The 15,142-nt window shown below is 70.1% G+C and carries 16 protein-coding genes; 12 read left to right on the top strand and 4 right to left on the bottom strand.

What is annotated here, in order from left to right; translation table 11 throughout:
* The first annotated feature begins 15 nt into the window (after nucleotides 1-15).
* The 7 genes from QE454_RS05515 (at nucleotide 16) to rpsN (ending at nucleotide 4,832) form a co-directional block, all read left to right on the top strand.
* Nucleotides 16-1,014 (top strand): permease, encoded by a 999-nt coding sequence (locus QE454_RS05515; RefSeq protein WP_210076774.1) that lies wholly within the window; start codon nucleotides 16-18, stop codon nucleotides 1,012-1,014.
* On the top strand, nucleotides 1,007-1,864 hold the full coding sequence (locus QE454_RS05510) for a DUF1980 domain-containing protein (protein WP_210076776.1): 858 nt from the start codon (nucleotides 1,007-1,009) through the stop codon (nucleotides 1,862-1,864). Before QE454_RS05515 ends, QE454_RS05510 begins: the two co-directional genes overlap by 8 nt.
* Nucleotides 1,854-3,278 carry a hypothetical protein gene (locus tag QE454_RS05505; RefSeq protein ID WP_210076778.1) on the top strand — a complete coding sequence of 475 codons (1,425 nt, stop codon included), beginning with the start codon at nucleotides 1,854-1,856 and terminating at the stop codon, nucleotides 3,276-3,278. Before QE454_RS05510 ends, QE454_RS05505 begins: the two co-directional genes overlap by 11 nt.
* On the top strand, nucleotides 3,278-3,976 hold the full coding sequence (locus QE454_RS05500; protein ID WP_307457235.1) for a DNA-3-methyladenine glycosylase: 699 nt from the start codon (nucleotides 3,278-3,280) through the stop codon (nucleotides 3,974-3,976). The genes QE454_RS05505 and QE454_RS05500 overlap by 1 nt, the downstream gene beginning before the upstream one ends.
* A gap of 139 nt (nucleotides 3,977-4,115) precedes the next feature.
* Nucleotides 4,116-4,352: a 50S ribosomal protein L28 gene (rpmB, locus tag QE454_RS05495; RefSeq protein ID WP_055832508.1), complete on the top strand. Its 237-nt coding sequence runs from the start codon at nucleotides 4,116-4,118 to the stop codon at nucleotides 4,350-4,352.
* Entirely contained in the window at nucleotides 4,352-4,522 is a 171-nt protein-coding gene (gene rpmG, locus QE454_RS05490) for a 50S ribosomal protein L33 (protein WP_013584775.1), read from the top strand. Before rpmB ends, rpmG begins: the two co-directional genes overlap by 1 nt.
* Nucleotides 4,523-4,526: 4 nt before the next feature.
* Nucleotides 4,527-4,832, top strand: a complete 306-nt coding sequence (gene rpsN / locus QE454_RS05485; protein WP_022878196.1) for a 30S ribosomal protein S14 — start codon at nucleotides 4,527-4,529, stop codon at nucleotides 4,830-4,832.
* 81 nt (nucleotides 4,833-4,913) lie between these two features.
* Here rpsN and QE454_RS05480 read toward each other — a convergent pair whose 3' ends face one another.
* Nucleotides 4,914-6,365 (bottom strand): LuxR family transcriptional regulator, encoded by a 1,452-nt coding sequence (locus QE454_RS05480; RefSeq protein ID WP_307457238.1) that lies wholly within the window; start codon nucleotides 6,363-6,365, stop codon nucleotides 4,914-4,916.
* A 397-nt stretch (nucleotides 6,366-6,762) separates the two neighbouring features.
* On the opposite strand from QE454_RS05480, the gene QE454_RS05475 reads away from it, so the two are divergent.
* Together QE454_RS05475 and QE454_RS05470 are read left to right on the top strand one after the other, a co-directional pair.
* Entirely contained in the window at nucleotides 6,763-7,050 is a 288-nt protein-coding gene (locus QE454_RS05475) for an HU family DNA-binding protein (protein WP_013584778.1), read from the top strand.
* Between the two features lie 77 nt (nucleotides 7,051-7,127).
* Entirely contained in the window at nucleotides 7,128-9,110 is a 1,983-nt protein-coding gene (locus tag QE454_RS05470) for a cytochrome c oxidase assembly protein (RefSeq protein WP_307457241.1), read from the top strand.
* 14 nt (nucleotides 9,111-9,124) lie between these two features.
* Here the strand turns inward: QE454_RS05470 and QE454_RS05465 are convergent, their stop codons facing one another.
* Together QE454_RS05465 and QE454_RS05460 are read right to left on the bottom strand one after the other, a co-directional pair.
* Nucleotides 9,125-10,204, bottom strand: a complete 1,080-nt coding sequence (locus QE454_RS05465; RefSeq protein WP_307457244.1) for a hypothetical protein — start codon at nucleotides 10,202-10,204, stop codon at nucleotides 9,125-9,127.
* Between the two features lie 42 nt (nucleotides 10,205-10,246).
* Nucleotides 10,247-11,080, bottom strand: coding sequence for an NAD(P)/FAD-dependent oxidoreductase (locus QE454_RS05460; RefSeq protein ID WP_307457247.1), 834 nt, complete (start codon nucleotides 11,078-11,080; stop codon nucleotides 10,247-10,249).
* Between the two features lie 52 nt (nucleotides 11,081-11,132).
* On the opposite strand from QE454_RS05460, the gene QE454_RS05455 reads away from it, so the two are divergent.
* Together QE454_RS05455 and QE454_RS05450 are read left to right on the top strand one after the other, a co-directional pair.
* On the top strand, nucleotides 11,133-11,618 hold the full coding sequence (locus tag QE454_RS05455; protein ID WP_307457250.1) for a MerR family transcriptional regulator: 486 nt from the start codon (nucleotides 11,133-11,135) through the stop codon (nucleotides 11,616-11,618).
* A gap of 9 nt (nucleotides 11,619-11,627) precedes the next feature.
* Entirely contained in the window at nucleotides 11,628-13,001 is a 1,374-nt protein-coding gene (locus QE454_RS05450) for an ATP-dependent RecD-like DNA helicase (protein WP_210076790.1), read from the top strand.
* A gap of 21 nt (nucleotides 13,002-13,022) precedes the next feature.
* Here QE454_RS05450 and QE454_RS05445 read toward each other — a convergent pair whose 3' ends face one another.
* Nucleotides 13,023-13,676 (bottom strand): heme oxygenase (biliverdin-producing), encoded by a 654-nt coding sequence (locus tag QE454_RS05445; RefSeq protein ID WP_210076792.1) that lies wholly within the window; start codon nucleotides 13,674-13,676, stop codon nucleotides 13,023-13,025.
* Between the two features lie 187 nt (nucleotides 13,677-13,863).
* Between QE454_RS05445 and QE454_RS05440 the strand changes: the two genes are divergently transcribed.
* Nucleotides 13,864-15,135: a serine hydrolase gene (locus tag QE454_RS05440; RefSeq protein WP_210076794.1), complete on the top strand. Its 1,272-nt coding sequence runs from the start codon at nucleotides 13,864-13,866 to the stop codon at nucleotides 15,133-15,135.
* Nucleotides 15,136-15,142 lie beyond the last annotated feature (7 nt).

Here is a 15,142-nt window from a genome sequence, read left to right as displayed (position 1 = left end):
CGCACCACGGCTCCCATGCCGCAACGCTCGGGCGCCTCCCGCACCCTCGTCGCGCTCGGCCTGGGCGTCGTCGTGGTCACGGCGCTGTTCCTGGTCGACGCCTTCGCCCCCACGTTCTTCGCGCAGCCGTTGCCGACCCGCGCGCAGGACGGTCTCACCCTCGCCCTCAGCGTGCTCATCGAGTCGCTGCCCTTCGTGGTCCTCGGCGTGGTGCTGTCGATCATCGTGCAGGTGTGGGTGCCCCCGGGAGCGATCGAGAGATGGATGCCGCGCGCGCCCTGGGCGCGCCGGGCGGTGCTGTCGCTGCTGGGGATGTTCATCCCCGTCTGCGAGTGCGGCAACGTGCCCTTCGCCCGCGGTCTACTCATGCGCGGTTTCGGAGTGAGCGACACGCTGACCTTCTTGGTGGCGGCCCCGATCGTGAACCCGATCGTCATCATCAGCACCCACGCGGCCTTCGGCTTCAGCGACGGCATCCTGGTGGCGCGCCTGATCGGCGGCTACCTGGTCGCCAACCTGATCGGCTGGCTGTACAGCCGGCATCCCGATCCCGACAAACTGCTCACCGAACGCTTCCTCGAGACGTGCGAGATCGTCGTGCAGGAGCGCGGCGACCGTGGTCGGCGCACCCTCGCCCAGTTCGTCGTCGAGCTGCGCTCGGTCATGCCGGCCCTCATCATCGGCTCGCTGCTGGCCGGAGCAGTCCAGGTGCTCATCCCGCGGAGCGCCCTGCTGGCCATCGGGTCCGACCCGGCGCTGTCGATCGCCGCGATGATGGCGCTGGCGATCGTGGTGTCGCTGTGCTCGAACGTCGACGCGTTCTTCGCGCTGTCGTTCGCCTCGACCTTCACGCCCGGATCGATCGTGGCTTTCCTCGTGGTGGGGCCGATCATCGACCTGAAGATGATGGCTCTGCTGCGCACGACCTTCTCGACGCGCGTGCTCGTGGGCATGACGGTCGTCGTGGTGCTCTTCGCCTTCACACTCGGAACGGTGGTGAACCTCCTTGTCTAGAACGGGTGCTCTCGCCACGCGCTGGCTCGGGGTGGGCCTGACCGCGTGCCTGTCGATCACGACCATCACGCTGTGGGCCACCGGCCGCATGGCGCTGTACATCAACCCCGATTCGGCGTGGTTCGCCGTCGGCATGGCCTTCCTGGCGCTGGTCGGCTCGATCGCCTCGTTCGCCCTGCCGCTCGGCGCCGAGGCCGACCACGGACACGACCACGAGCACGGCCACGCCCCCGCCGCGGCCTCCGCCCGGCGCGAGGCGTTCGCGCACGCCGATCACGAGCACACCGATCCGCTCGACGCGCACGATCACGCAGCCCACGATCATCTCGCGGCCCGCCCGCGCCTGACCCCCGGCGGGATCGCGGCGTTCACCGGCGGCGTGCTCGCCTCGGGTGCGGTGATCGCGGTGCTGCTGACTCCCGCGGCGTCGCTGTCGACCGAGCTCGCGGTGTCGCGCGACGTGGGAGCCCCGCCGCTGTTCGCCGGCTCCGACGTGGTGACCCTCGCCGCGTCGGGCGACACCTCGAAGTTCGGCATCGGCGACTGGTCGGCGGTCTTCGCCCACGCCACCAACCCCGAGACCTTCGACGGAAAGCCCGTGACCCTCACGGGCTTCATCACCCCGGCCAACGACGGATCGAGCTTCGACCTCACCCGACTCGTCATCACGCACTGCGTGATCGACGCGCAGACCGCCCGCCTGCCTATCGCGGCCACCACCGACGCCCCCTCGACCGGGCAGTGGGTGACCGTCACGGGCACGGTGCGTTCGAGCGGCGACGGCAAGCTCGCGGTGCACGCCGACCAGGTCGCGGCCATCGCTGAGCCCTCGGACCCGTATGAGTACTGATTCCCGTCGCGGCGGCGACTCCCGGCGTTCGCGCGCGCGTCGGCGGCGCGGACGCGGCTTCGCGATCGCCTTCGCCGCGATCCTCGTCGCTCTCGTCGTCGTCGGCGGCCTCGGCGCGGTGGTGGCCGTGGCCCAGGGGCCGCGCGTCACGGACGTGCAGGTCGATCCGGCGGCCGCCGTCGCGGCATCCGGCTCCCGCGTGATTCTCACCACGACCCAGTCCCTCGAGAAGGTGGACGCCTCGCAGGTCCAGGTGGACCCGGCGACCCCGTTCACCGTCGACACCTCGGGTCGCAGCGTCGGCGTGCGTTTCACGCTCCCGCTGCGCGACGACACCGACTACACGATCACCGTCAACGGCGTGAGCGGCCTCGGCGCCGGCCCCGCCTCGACCCTGACCGAGTCGTTCCGCACCCCCGCCCTGCAGGCCTACCTGATGCAACGCGGCACGCCCGAGGGCGACACCATCTTCCGCACCGATCTGCAGGGACAGGCGGGCCTGCCCGTGTTTGTGCACCCGCACATCGAGGACTTCCGCGCCACCGCCAACCACCTCGTGATCTCGGTGCGCGACGGCGACACCCCGCGGGTCATCGTGACCGACCCCGACGGCAAGAACCAGCGCGACATCGCCCTCCCGGGCCCCGGCTACGTCACCAACCTGCAGTCGGCCGATCGGGGCGAGCGCATCGGATTCACCTTCTCGGATGCCGACCTGGGCGCTGCCGGGGGACGCGAGAGCCGTCTGTTCACGGCGTCGGCGGCCGACGACGCCCCGCCCGTCGAGGTGGGGCTGAACGGCGGCGACGTGCGCATCGCCGACTACCGTTTCGTGCCCGACACCGACAGCATGCTGGTGCTGACCTTCGACTCGCGACTGCTGCTGACCGACGCGCAGGGCGGCAACGCCGCGCCTCTCGGCAGCGCCGTCTCGATCGACGGCATCGCGCGCGGATCGTCGGTCGCGATCGTGGAGCGCCTCGAGGGGATCCGCGAGATCAACCTCACCGACGGCTCCGAGCAAGCGCTGGTCGACCCCGTCGATCCCCCCGGCATGGCGGGGCGCGCGACGCCCATGCCCGGGGCGGGCACGGGCACGATCCGCTCGTTCGCCGACATCAGCTCCGACGGGGTCTCCCGTTCCACGATCGTCTCGCACGTCGACACCGACGGCGCCGTCCGTCAGCTGCTGAGCGTGCCGGGTTCGGACACCGTGCTGCAGACCTGCGTGTCTCCGAGCGGCCGCTATGCCGCCGTGCTCGTGGCTCCCCGAGCCGTCGACAACCCCTTCGACCGGTATCAGCTGCCGCTCCCGCAGCGTCTGCTCACGCACCTCGTCGAAGTCGACAGCGGCCAGGAGGTCGTGGCACTGCAGGGCTTCGACCTCTCGTGGTGCCAGGTTCCCCCGCAGTGATGCGCCCCGCGACCCGCGCCGACCTCGTCGACCTGCCGGTCGAGGCCGCGCCGCGGCTGCTCGGCGCCGTGCTCGAGACCGAGGTCGCCGGCGAGCGGGTCCGCGCGCGCGTGACCGAGGTCGAGGCGTACCACGGGCGCGGCACCGGCGAGCAGCCCGATCCGGGTTCGCATGCGCGCATGGGACCGACCGCGCGCAACGCCACCATGTGGGGCGAGCCCGGTCACCTGTACGTGTACCTGAGCCACGGCATCCACTCGTGCGTCAATGTCGTCTGCGGCCCTGAGGGCGTCGCGGGTGGAGTGCTGCTGCGCGCAGGAGAGATCGTCGAGGGTGCGGACATCGCCGAACGCCGACGCCTCGAACGCCGCGGGGCCGTGCGCTCCTCGCGCGATCTCGCCCGCGGTCCCGGGCGCTTCGCAGACGCGGTGGGTCTTCGGCATCCGATCCACGACGGCATCGACGCGGTCAGCGGCGAGATGCGCGCGGGCGCGCGAGCGCGGTTGCTCCTGCCCGACGCGCCGCCGCCGGCCGTTGCGATCGGGCCGCGCGTGGGTGTCGCGGGCATCGCGGGCACCGACGCCTTCCCCTGGCGCTTCTGGATCGAGGGGGATGCCACGGTCTCGGCGTTCCGATGGGGGCGGGGCGCGGCGGAGGCGGCTGCCCGTCAAGGCGACACGCCGTCCGTGCTAGACTGACCCCTTGTCTGCGCGCACTCCAGCACGCAGTTCGCATCCCTCACTCTCGAACGTGGGCTTCGGCCGCGCTCGGACGGGGTGCAGACAAGGGATCTTGGGTGGCACCGTCCGGTGTCACGGTACAGAAGGAGACATCACCATGGCAGCAGTGTGCCAGGTGACTGGAGCGGTTCCCGGCTTCGGTCACAACATCTCGCACTCGCACCGCCGGACGAAGCGCCGCTTCGACCCGAACGTGCAGAAGAAGACCTACTTCGTTCCGTCGCTGGGTCGCAACATCAAGCTCAACGTTTCGGCGAAGGGCATCAAGGTCATCGACGCTCGCGGCATCGAGTCCGTCGTCCGTGACCTGCAGGCGAAGGGCGTGAAGCTGTAATGGCGAAGAAGGCTCAGGACGTTCGTCCGATCATCAAGCTGCGTTCGACCGCCGGCACGGGGTACACCTACGTGACGCGCAAGAACCGCCGCAACAACCCCGACCGCATCGTGCTGAAGAAGTACGACCCCGTGGTCCGCAAGCACGTCGACTTCCGAGAGGAGCGCTAAGCACATGGCTAAGAAGAGCAAGATCGCGCGCAACGAGCAGCGCAAGGTCGTCGTCGAGCGCTACGCCGCGAAGCGCGCCGAGCTGAAGAAGACCCTGGTCGACCCCAACGCGACCGACGAGGCCCGCGAGGCCGCCCGCGTGGGCCTGCAGAAGCTGCCCCGCAACGCGTCGCCCGCGCGCGTGCGCAGCCGCGACGTCATCGACGGCCGCCCCCGTGGTGTCCTCACGAAGTTCGGCGTCTCGCGCGTCCGCTTCCGTGACATGGCCCACCGTGGCGAGCTGCCCGGTGTGACCAAGTCGTCCTGGTAAGCACCAGACACCCGTTCGAAGGGCGGGGGTTCCGAGAGGAGCCCTCGCCCTTCGGCGTTTCCGGTGATCGCCGCGCGCCCTTCAGGCGTCGACGGAGTTCAGCTGCTCGATGGCCTCGGTGCGACCGCTGACGCCGAGCTTGAGGTAGATCGACCGCACCTGGCTCTTCACCGTGTTGAGTGACACCCCGCGTTCTCGCGCGATCTCGGCCAGGCTGAGAGGGCTTTCGAGCAGGAATGCCAGGGCGCGCTCCGTCGGTGTGAGGCACGGGGTGGCGTACGCCGGGGCGCTCTCGTTGTCGGGCGCCGCCACGCGGGCGAGGACCCCCTCGAGAGAGGCCATCAGGTGCCGCAACTCCGGGTTGTGAGCGACGACGCCCTCCATCAGTTGCCGTGTCTCGTCGTGCGGGAGCATGAGGAACGGAGTCGCCCAGGTCCCCGTGCGCTGCATGATCAGCAGAGCCGACTCCATGCTCTGGTGAGCGCGGCGGGAGTTGCCGAGCCGCTGCTGGGCGAGGGCGCGGCGCAGCAGAACCGGTGTGAAGGTGCGCAGGCAGTGTTCGGTCTCGGATGCCACGCAGGCGTCGGTCTCGAGCAGCAGCTCGCGCTCCCGTCCGAGACGCAGCAGGGCCGTGGCTCGCTGCATCGAGAAGCAGATACCGTGCCCCTCGGGGTTGTCGTAGGGCGCGAGGACCGCGAGAGCCTGTGCGTCATCGCCCTGCGCGACGTAGAGGTCGGACATGATGCAGAGCAGGAAGTGGCGCACCATGCGGTGGCTCGCGCTTCGCAGGCCCCCGTGGAGCAGTTCGCGGGCCTCGGCCCGCCCGTCGGCGAACTTGTGCCGGAGGAGCTTGACCATCACTCCGGCGGCTCGCGCCGTGTACGTCCAATACGGGTCGTCGCGTTGGGTGAGTGCCATCGCCGAGGGGACGGCGGCGAGGCGTTCGACGTCGCAGCGCGCCGACGAGGTCAGGATGTCGGCGAGGAAGAGCAGGTAGGCGGCCTCTTCCACGGGCCATCCTTCGGCCGCGAAGATCTCCTGCGCGCCGGACGAGGCTTCTTCGGCCGCGGTGTACTCGCCGTTGATCGCGTGCCCCAGCGCGATGACCGTCAGTGCCCGATACCGCAGAGCGGGTGTGTCGGCGAAGAGGAGCGCCTCGGCGCCGAACCGGGCGGCGTGCTGCGCTGAGCCGATCGCCGCGCAGTACTCGCCCGCGCTGGCCAGCAGCAGCGCCCGGCCGCTGGAAGAGAGGGCGGCGGGGCGTTTCAGGCGCACTTCGTCGAAGTACAGACGCACCACGCCTACGCCGTCGACGAGAGCGTCGCGCCGCGCTCGCGCCGCCAGCAGCGCCCCCACCGTCTGCGCGGAGGCGTCGGTCCACATCGCGGGCGGGGCCGGGGTCTCGGCCTCGGCCAGCAGCGCGAGATGACGGGTGATCGGGATTCCGTGGCCCGGTGCCAGCCGGGTCGCCGTCGTGACGACCGCGGCGTGAAGGGTCGCGCGCGCGTCGATGGAGGATGGGGTTCCCGACATCGCACCTCCGCTTCGCGCGCACCTCAGGGTATTTTTGGTCCTTTCTATGGTATTTCATACCGTTTCGTGAATTGCCTGATCGGGTGCCCCCGAGCCCCGGTCGGCTCTTGAGGTACCACGGCTCGCGCGCGGCGGGCGGGCCTCGATCGCGCGCTCCCCGTTTTCGGGCGAGGTGCAGGGCCGCCGACGTACGAGGGCGCCGCTCAGCTGCCCCGACCGCCCCATCCGCCCCGTCGGTGCCGCGACACGCCGGCGCGAAAGGGGGAAAATCCGTCAGAATCCGCGTAATTCCGCGGTTCGGTTGATACTGTCGAGGCGGTCTCCCGACCACCGAGGAGGATTTTCCCCTCGTCCGCGTAACGAGAGGCGACTCAGACGTCGCCTGGAGGACAACCACATGGCTGACAAGTCCATCACCAAGACCGAGCTCGTCGCGAGCATCGCCAGCGCGACCGGGCAGAGCCAGTCCGCCGTGTCGGGCGTGCTCGACTCCCTCTTCTCCACCGTCTCCGAGGCGGTCGCCAAGGGCAGCAAGGTCTCGATCCCCGGCTGGATCGCCTTCGAGCAGGTCGCGACGTCGGCTCGCACGGGCCGCAACCCCCAGACGGGCGAGGAGATCTCGATCCCCGCCGGCAAGCGCGTCAAGGTGACCGCGGGCTCCAAGCTGAAGGCCGCCGTCAAGTAAGACGGCGTCGAATCACAGAGGGGGGTTGCCACACGGCATCCCCCCTCTGTCGTTCCCGCGCGACGTAGGCTGAGGGGGTGAATCCCCGCCTGCTCCGCGTCGCGGGACCCGTCATCCTGGTCGTGGTCTCGCTCATCGCCGTCGCGGTGGGGCTCGCCTACGGTGGAGGAGCCGCGCCCACGCAGCTCGCCGACCCGGGTCCGGTCGTGCGGTGGGGTCTGCCGATCGCCACGGTCGTCGTCAACCTCGCCGCCGCCACGATGGTCGGCTCGCTGGTCCTGGCGCTCTTCGCCCTTCCTGCGGGGGAGCGACCGTTCGAGATCGCCCTCGACACGGCATCCATCGGCGCTGCCGTCTTCACCGTCTCGGCGGCGACCACGGGGTATCTGACCTTCCTCAACGTCCTCAACGCGAAGCCGACGCTCGACGCGGTCTTCGGCCAGCAACTCGGGCGCTTCCTCGTCGAGAGCTCGATCGGGCAGGCGTGGCTGATCACCACGATCGCGGGCGCCGTGCTGACCGTGCTCACCTTCGCCGTGCGCTCGTGGATCCCCACGCTCGTGGTCGCGATCCTCGCCCTCGCCTCGCTGATCCCGATGGGAACACAGGGGCACGCCGGTGAGGAGGCCAGCCACAACGCGGCCGTCACCTCGCTCGTGCTGCACATCATGGCCGCCGCCGTATGGCTCGGTGGTCTGATCCTGCTCGTCGTGGTCCGCCCCGCAATGTCGCGAGGCCAGTTGCAGACCACGCTGCTGCGCTACTCCTCGATCGCCCTCGTCGCCTTCATCGTCGTCGCGATCTCGGGGACGGTGCGTGCCTCGATCGGTCTCTTGGGACTGCAGAACCTCTGGTCGGCGTACGGCGTGCTCGTGCTGATCAAGGTGGGCGCCCTGATCGCGATGGGCGTGCTGGGTGCGTGGTACCGCCGTCGTCTCATCTCGCGCATGGCCGAGGAGCCCGGTTCCCGCCGCTTCTGGAGCGTCATCACGCTCGAGCTCGCCTTCATGGGCATCGCCAGCGGTGTTGCCGCCGCTCTCGCGCGCACGCCCCCGCCCGTGCAGCCCCCGCTCGTGGGGCAGACCCCGGCCGAGGTCCTGACCGGTGCGCCGCTGCCCCCCGACCTGACGATCGAGCGCTGGTTCACCGCGTGGGACATCGACCTGCTGTGGACGCTCGTGGTGGCTTTCGGTGTGTTCTTCTACCTGGCGGGCGTCTACCGGCTGCTGCGCCGCGGCGACTCGTGGCCGATCTACCGCACCGTGCTCTGGTGCCTCGGCATGCTGGGTGTCTTCTGGGTCACCTCGGGCCCCATCAACGTGTACCAGGACTACCTGTTCAGCATGCACATGATCGGGCACATGCTGCTGTCGATGGCGATCCCGCTCCTGCTCGTGGCGGGGGCACCGGTGTCGCTCGCGGCCCGCGCGATCCGCAAGCGCACGGACGGGACGCGCGGCGGTCGCGAGTGGATCCTCTGGGCGGTGCACAATCCGGTCGCGAAGGTGCTGACCAACCCCTACGTGGCGGCGGGCCTGTTCATCGGATCGCTCTGGGCGTTCTACTACACCGACCTCTTCCGCTGGTCGCTGTACGACCACGTCGGGCACATCTGGATGGTCGCGCACTTCCTGGTGACCGGTTACCTCTTCGTGCTGAGCCTCATCGGCATCGATCCCGTTCCGTACCGTCTGCCGTACCCGATGCGCCTGCTGATGCTCATCGCGATCATGGCGATGCACGCCTTCTTCGGCATCGCGATCATGATGAATTCGGGTCTGATGGTGGCCGAGTGGTTCGGGGCGATGGGGCGCACCTGGGGGGCGACCCCGTTGCAAGACCAGTACGTCGGCGGTGGTGTCGCGTGGTCGGTGGGCGAGATCCCCACTCTCGTGCTCGCCATCGCGGTCGCCATCCAGTGGAGCCGCAGCGACGAGCGCCAGCAGCGCCGACGCGACCGCCACGTCGACCGCGTCGGCGACGTCGAGCTCGACGCCTACAACGAAGAGTTGCAGCGACTGGCCGAGCGTGACGCGCGGATGGCGTCGCGGGGCAACTGACCCGTTCGCCGGGCTCAGTCGGACGAGCCGCCGACGAGGATCGAAGCGGTGCCGTCGGGCAGCACCGTGATCTCGCCGTCGACGCGGAAGGCGATGTCTTCTTCGACGGTGCGCACGCTCCCGTCGAAGATCGAGCGGATGTCGACCACGATGTGCGCCACGGCCTTCGCCGAGGGGATGCGCCACCCTGCTCCGTCGGGCACGACGGTCACCACCGGCTGCTCGACGATCGACCAGGTGGGGGCGTCATCGATGCGGTTGCGCACGGTGAAACCGAAGGGGCACCCGGTCGGCTGCAGCACTTTCTGCTGGGCGCACGTGGTGAGGAAATCCTCGACACGCGACTGGACGACCGAGATGAACTCGTCGGTCGGCTGGGCCTGGACATCGACCGGGATGCCGGCCAGCGGCGCGTCGGCGAGCACAGCGACACCGGGAGTCGCCGAGATGGCGGTGTCGACGTTGACCGAGTAGAGCCCGGGCGAGAACACCAGCAGGGGGACCGCTGCCGTGGGGTCGACGTCGGCGCCGTCGACCGAGACCTGACGTTTGTCGACCTCGAAGCCGTTGACGGCGAAACGCATCGACCCGTCGACCGTGAGTTTCATGACCGACAGCGGGCTCCGGGCGAACCGCCAGCGGGGGAGGAGGCCCTCGTTCGTGTCGTGCTGGATCGCGAAGGTGGTCTGGCCGCCGTAGCCGCCGGCCGTGTAGCTGACGGTGATCTGCGTCTGCTCGCCGTTCGTGCTCTCGCCGGTGATCTCGGCATCCGTCAACGCGGTGAGCGCATCGGGGCGCAGCAGTGCCTCGGAAGCGGTGGCCGGGAGGCCCGCCGACTGCAGCTCGGCGGAATCGACGGCCACACCGGGGAGCGCGAGGGCCTCCGCCGTCCGGTGGTCCTGAAGCAGCTCGAGGTAATGCTGGACGAACGCGCGGGGGCTGTAGAACTCGCGATAGAGCGAGGCCGCGCCCGCGCCGAGGGCGGCGATCAGCAGGACGCCCACCAGGGTGATTCCGGCGATGGTGCGTCCTGGGCGCGCGCGCACGCCGCGAACGCCTTCGGGCGTCGCGGGGCCCCCGCCTGCGGTGTCCACGCCTCCAGTGTAGGAAAGGCTCCTGTGGAGGCGCCCCGCACGTCAGTCCATGACGAGCGACTGCACCACGGCCACTGCGGCGAGCTGACCGCTCGAGAGGGCCGCGGCGAGCGAGAACATCGGCCCCGGCAGATGGTCGGGGTGCGCCAGATCACCCACGGCGTAGACGTTCTCGACGCTCGTCCGGCCGAACGGATCGGTGCGCACGGCCCCCGACTCCTGCAGCTCGACGCCGAGTGCGTCGAGGAAGTCCGCACGCGAGCTCCAGGTGGGCGCGACGAACGCCCCGGCGACTTCGAGCACCGAACCGTCGGCGCGCGCGAGGGCGAGTCCGTCGGCGGTCCCGTCGACGCGGACGACGGTGGCGGGGTCGACGAGATGGACCTCGGATGCCACGGGCTCCAGCATCCGCCCGAGCACGGCGGCGTGGTCGCTGCCGTTGACGATCGCGACCGGACGGCCGGCGAACTCGTGGCCGTGGCAGAACGGGCAGTTCGCGACGCGGTCGCCCCACTGCTCGTCGAGCCCGGGGATGGCGGGGAGCCGGTCGGCGACCCCCGTGGCGAGGATCACGGCGTGGGCGCGGAGACGCTCGGCGCCGACGGTGACCGTCAGGGCGTCGTCTTCTCTCACGACGGACGAGACGGCGGCATCCCGGATCTCGACGTCGGGGTAGGCGGCGATCTCGTCGCGGCCGAGGCGTCGGAGCTCGGCGGGGTCCCGCCCGTCGTTGGTCAGCAGGTTGTGCGCGTGACGGACGCTGCCATTGCGGTAGTCGCCCGAGTCCAGCAGCAGCGTGCGCCGGTGCATGCGCCCGAGGGTGAGGGCCGCCTGCAGGCCGGCGGGGCCGCCTCCGATGATGATCGCGTCGTACACGACGTGCTCCTTTCCGCTTGCTTTCCGGACCATCCTGTGACTTCATGTCGACATGAAGTCAAGTGTCGTGCGCGCGGGCGAGTCGATCGGCGAGGCGGCGGCGCGGTTCGGTCTCGAGACGCACGTGCTGCGGCACTGGGAAGACGAGGGGCTCCTGCGTCCGACCCGGGATGCCGCGGGCCGACGCCGCTACGACGAGGCCGACAGCGTGCGGATCGCGGTGATCCTGCGCAACAAGGCGGCGGGGCTCTCGCTCGAGCAGATCCGCGTGCTGCTCGACGACGGAGCCCCCGACCGCCACCGTGTGCTCGAAGAGCACGTCGCCGAGCTCGACCGCCGCGCCGCCGACATCGCCCAGGCTCGCGCCATGACCGAGCATGCCCTGCGCTGTCGCTCGCACGACATCACCGAGTGCCCGCGATTTCGCAGCCACGTCGCCGACGTGCTCTCGGGAGAGGCGCGCTGGCTCCTCGTCCACACCGAGCCGACGGGCGGGCCCATCCCCAGCCCGCCGCCCGAGTCGACCCGTGCGAACTAGCATGGGCCGGTGACCACGCCGCCCCTTTCCGCCGAGCAGCAGGCGCTGTTCCGGCTGATCGAGGACACCCGGGAGCACGTCTTCGTCACCGGCCGCGCCGGCACGGGCAAGTCGACCCTGCTGCAGCATCTGGCCTGGAACACGAAGAAGCAGATCGCCGTGTGCGCTCCCACCGGGGTGGCAGCCCTCAACGTCGAGGGTCAGACGATCCACTCGCTCTTCCGTCTGCCGATCGGGCTCATCGCGAACGGCGACATCGATCAGAACGACGCCACACGAAAGCTCCTCAACGCCATCGACACGCTCGTGATCGACGAGATCTCGATGGTGAACGCGGATCTCATGGATGCCATCGACCGCTCGCTCCGCCAGGCCCGCGGTCGGCGGTCGGAGCCGTTCGGCGGCACGCAGATCGTGATGTTCGGCGACCCGTACCAACTCGCTCCCGTGCCGCCGCGCGGCGATGAGATGCGGTACATCCGCGACCACTACCGCTCGTTCTGGTTCTTCGACGCCAAGGTGTGGTCGGGCGAGGCTGCCAGCGACGGTCTCATCGACATCGGGCGCCACGGCGCCGACCTGCACGTCAACGAACTCGTCGAGATCCACCGGCAGTCCGACCCGGGGTTCAAGCAGCTGCTCAACGCCGTGCGGTACGGGCGCGTGACGGCCGAGATGGCCGGCATCCTGAACACCGCCGGTGCCCGCACGCCGCCGCACCCGGCCGACGGCGAGCACCCGATCATCACGCTCGCGACCCGCAACGACCGCGTCAACACCATCAACCGCCGGCACCTCGACGAGTTGATCGGTCGCACGCAGACGGCCAACGCCGAGATCTCGGGCGATTTCGGTCGGGGCGAGGCGAACTATCCCGCCGAGATGGAGCTCACGCTCAAGGTCGGCGCACAGGTGATGTTCCTCCGAAACGACGCGGCGCAGTTCGGCGAGGCTCCGCGCTGGGTCAACGGCACGATCGGCACCGTGACGCGCATCGCCGGCGACAGCGTGCGCGTCGAGGTCGACGGTACCGCGCACGACGTCGAACCGGCCGTGTGGGAGAGATACCGCTACGCGTACGACCCGGGGACGAAGAACCTCTCGCGCGAGATCGTCGCCGAGTTCACCCAGTTCCCGTTGCGGCTGGCGTGGGCCGTGACCATTCACAAGTCGCAGGGCAAGACCTACGACCGCGCGGTCGTCGACCTCGGTGCGGGTGCCTTCGCCCCCGGGCAGACCTACGTCGCGCTCAGCCGCTTGACCTCGCTCGACGGCCTGTACCTGACGCGTCCGCTCAAGCCCGGCGACATCCGTGTCGACGAGGACGTGCGCCGCTTCATGAAGCAGGCGTGGTTGAGCAGGCAGGCGACGGCGCAGGCCTGAGCGGTCACCCGCCGCCCCGGGTCACGCGACCTGGCCGGCCTTGGCGCGCGTGAGGTCGGCGAACAGTTCGGTGGTGAAGCGGTAGGCCACGAGCACCTCGGCGATGACGCGCTCTTTCTCGCGATCGTCCCAGGGGGCGGCGTCGAGCTGCTCGCGGTAGACGGTCTTGAACGCCTTGGGGTCGGCGATGTCGCCGAACAGCAGGAAGCCGATGCCGTTGGTCTCGAAGCCGAAGCGGCGTCGCATGAGCCGGCCGATCGAGGGCCCGCCCGACAGGTCGCCGAGCAGGCGCGTGTAGTGGTGGGCGACGAAGCCGCCGGGCCACGTGGCGGCCACGCGGCGGATGCGCGAGACGTAGGCCTGCGTGGTCGGCAGCGGGGTGATCCGCTCGCGCCAATCGTCGCCGATGAGGAAGCCGAGGTCGGCCTCGAGGGCGGGGAGGCGGGAGTGGCGCCCCTGGAGGAACACGGATGCCACGGGGTCGCTGCGCATGCGACCGGCGGCCTCTTCGAGAGCGGCGTAGATGAACCAGTGCTGGGCGATGAGGGCGATGTAGTCGTCGCGCGTGCCGGCTCCGGTGAGGAGGTCGGTCATGAATCCGTCGCACTCGTGGGGCGAGTGCGCGTCGCTGGAACGCTCGCGCAGAGCTGTCGAGAACGGGACGACGGCGTTCATGCGGCCATCTTACGCACAGAGTTAGGTTTACCTAACCCCCATTTCGCCCAGAAACTCCTCTCACCCGGCCCGTCGTGATGCAGACGTGACGGTAACGGGTGCGCAAGCGCCGCTTTCGTTCAGGTGCCATGTGTTTGAATCTTTGGAGCGGGTGCTTCGTCGCGCGCGGAAATGCTGGGGGTTTCACATGCGGGCATGGCGTCGTTCCGCGGCCGTGGCGATCGCGGGAGCGAGCGTTCTCGCCGTCGTGCTGAGCGGGTGCTCGCCGCAGGGTTCGGTGTCGATCAACGTCCCCACCCAGGTGGATGCCCCTCTGCCCGAGGCGACGGTGACCGAACTGCAAGCGGCCGTCACCTCGGCCATGACCGCGACGGGGTCCACCGGTGCGATCGTCGGCGTGTGGGCGCCCTGGAGCGGCACGTGGGTATCGGGTCTGGGAACGCAGGGGCCCGGCGGTGCGGAGGTCACCGCAGACCTCGGGTTCCGCGCGGGCGATGTGACCGGCGCGATGACGTGCGACGTGCTGTACCGCCTCGCGGCCGACGGCACGCTGTCGATGAGCGACCCCGTGACGACCTGGGTGAGCAACCTCCCCGGCTACGACGACATCACCCTGCGTCAGCTCTGCGACGGCACCTCCGGCCTCGCGTCGTACACCTCGGTGCTCGACGGGGTGACGGCGAACAACCCCGAGCGCGTGTGGAACCCGCGCGAGCTCATGACCTACGGCATCGCGAGCCCGCGCACCAACGCCCCGGGCGCAGCCTTCGCCGATTCGGCGACCAACTTCGTCCTCGCCGGTCTCGCGGCCGAGCGCGCCGCCAACGAACCGATCGCTCAGCTCATCGCCGAGCGCGTCACCGAGCCGCTCGGACTCGACGCGACCGGTCTGCCGGACCCGGCTCCCGCCGACCCCGCCGACGCGTCGCTGCGCGGGTACTGGTCGCAGCAGAACGCCGAGGGTGCCTGGAACTGCACCGACCCGCGCGACTACACGGACATGTCGTCGAGCTACGGCGGTGCGGCCGCGGGCGCGGTGACGAACATCACCGACCTCGGCCGGTACGCGCAGGCGCTCGCCACCGGAGCGCTCCTGCCCGCCGGAAACGACCGGTTCGCCGCCCCCGTGCCCGTCGGCGGCGACCAGCCGACGTGGTTCACCTCGGCCGGCGGCGCCTTCCAGGCCGGCTCGCTGATCGGGCAGTACGGTTCGATGCCCGGCTATCTGGTGGGGGCGTTCGCCGACCCGACGACCGGGATGTCGGTCGCGGTCGTTCTGAACAATTCCGGCGGTGACAAGACCACCGGCGCGTGGCTGGCGTGGGAGCTCGCGGCGATCGCCTCGAAGGCTCCCGCCGCCCAGGGGCAGACCGCACCCCAGGCGGGGCTGCCGTGGACCGCCGAGCAGATGCGCGACAACATCAACAGCAAGGCCATCTGCGCCGCTCCCGCCGGATGACCCGGCG

The organism is Microbacterium sp. SORGH_AS_0454 (assembly GCF_031453395.1).
Lineage (GTDB): Bacteria > Actinomycetota > Actinomycetes > Actinomycetales > Microbacteriaceae > Microbacterium.
The sequence above is the reverse complement of the archived record's forward strand: the minus strand, read 5'-3'. Positions and strand labels throughout refer to the sequence as shown.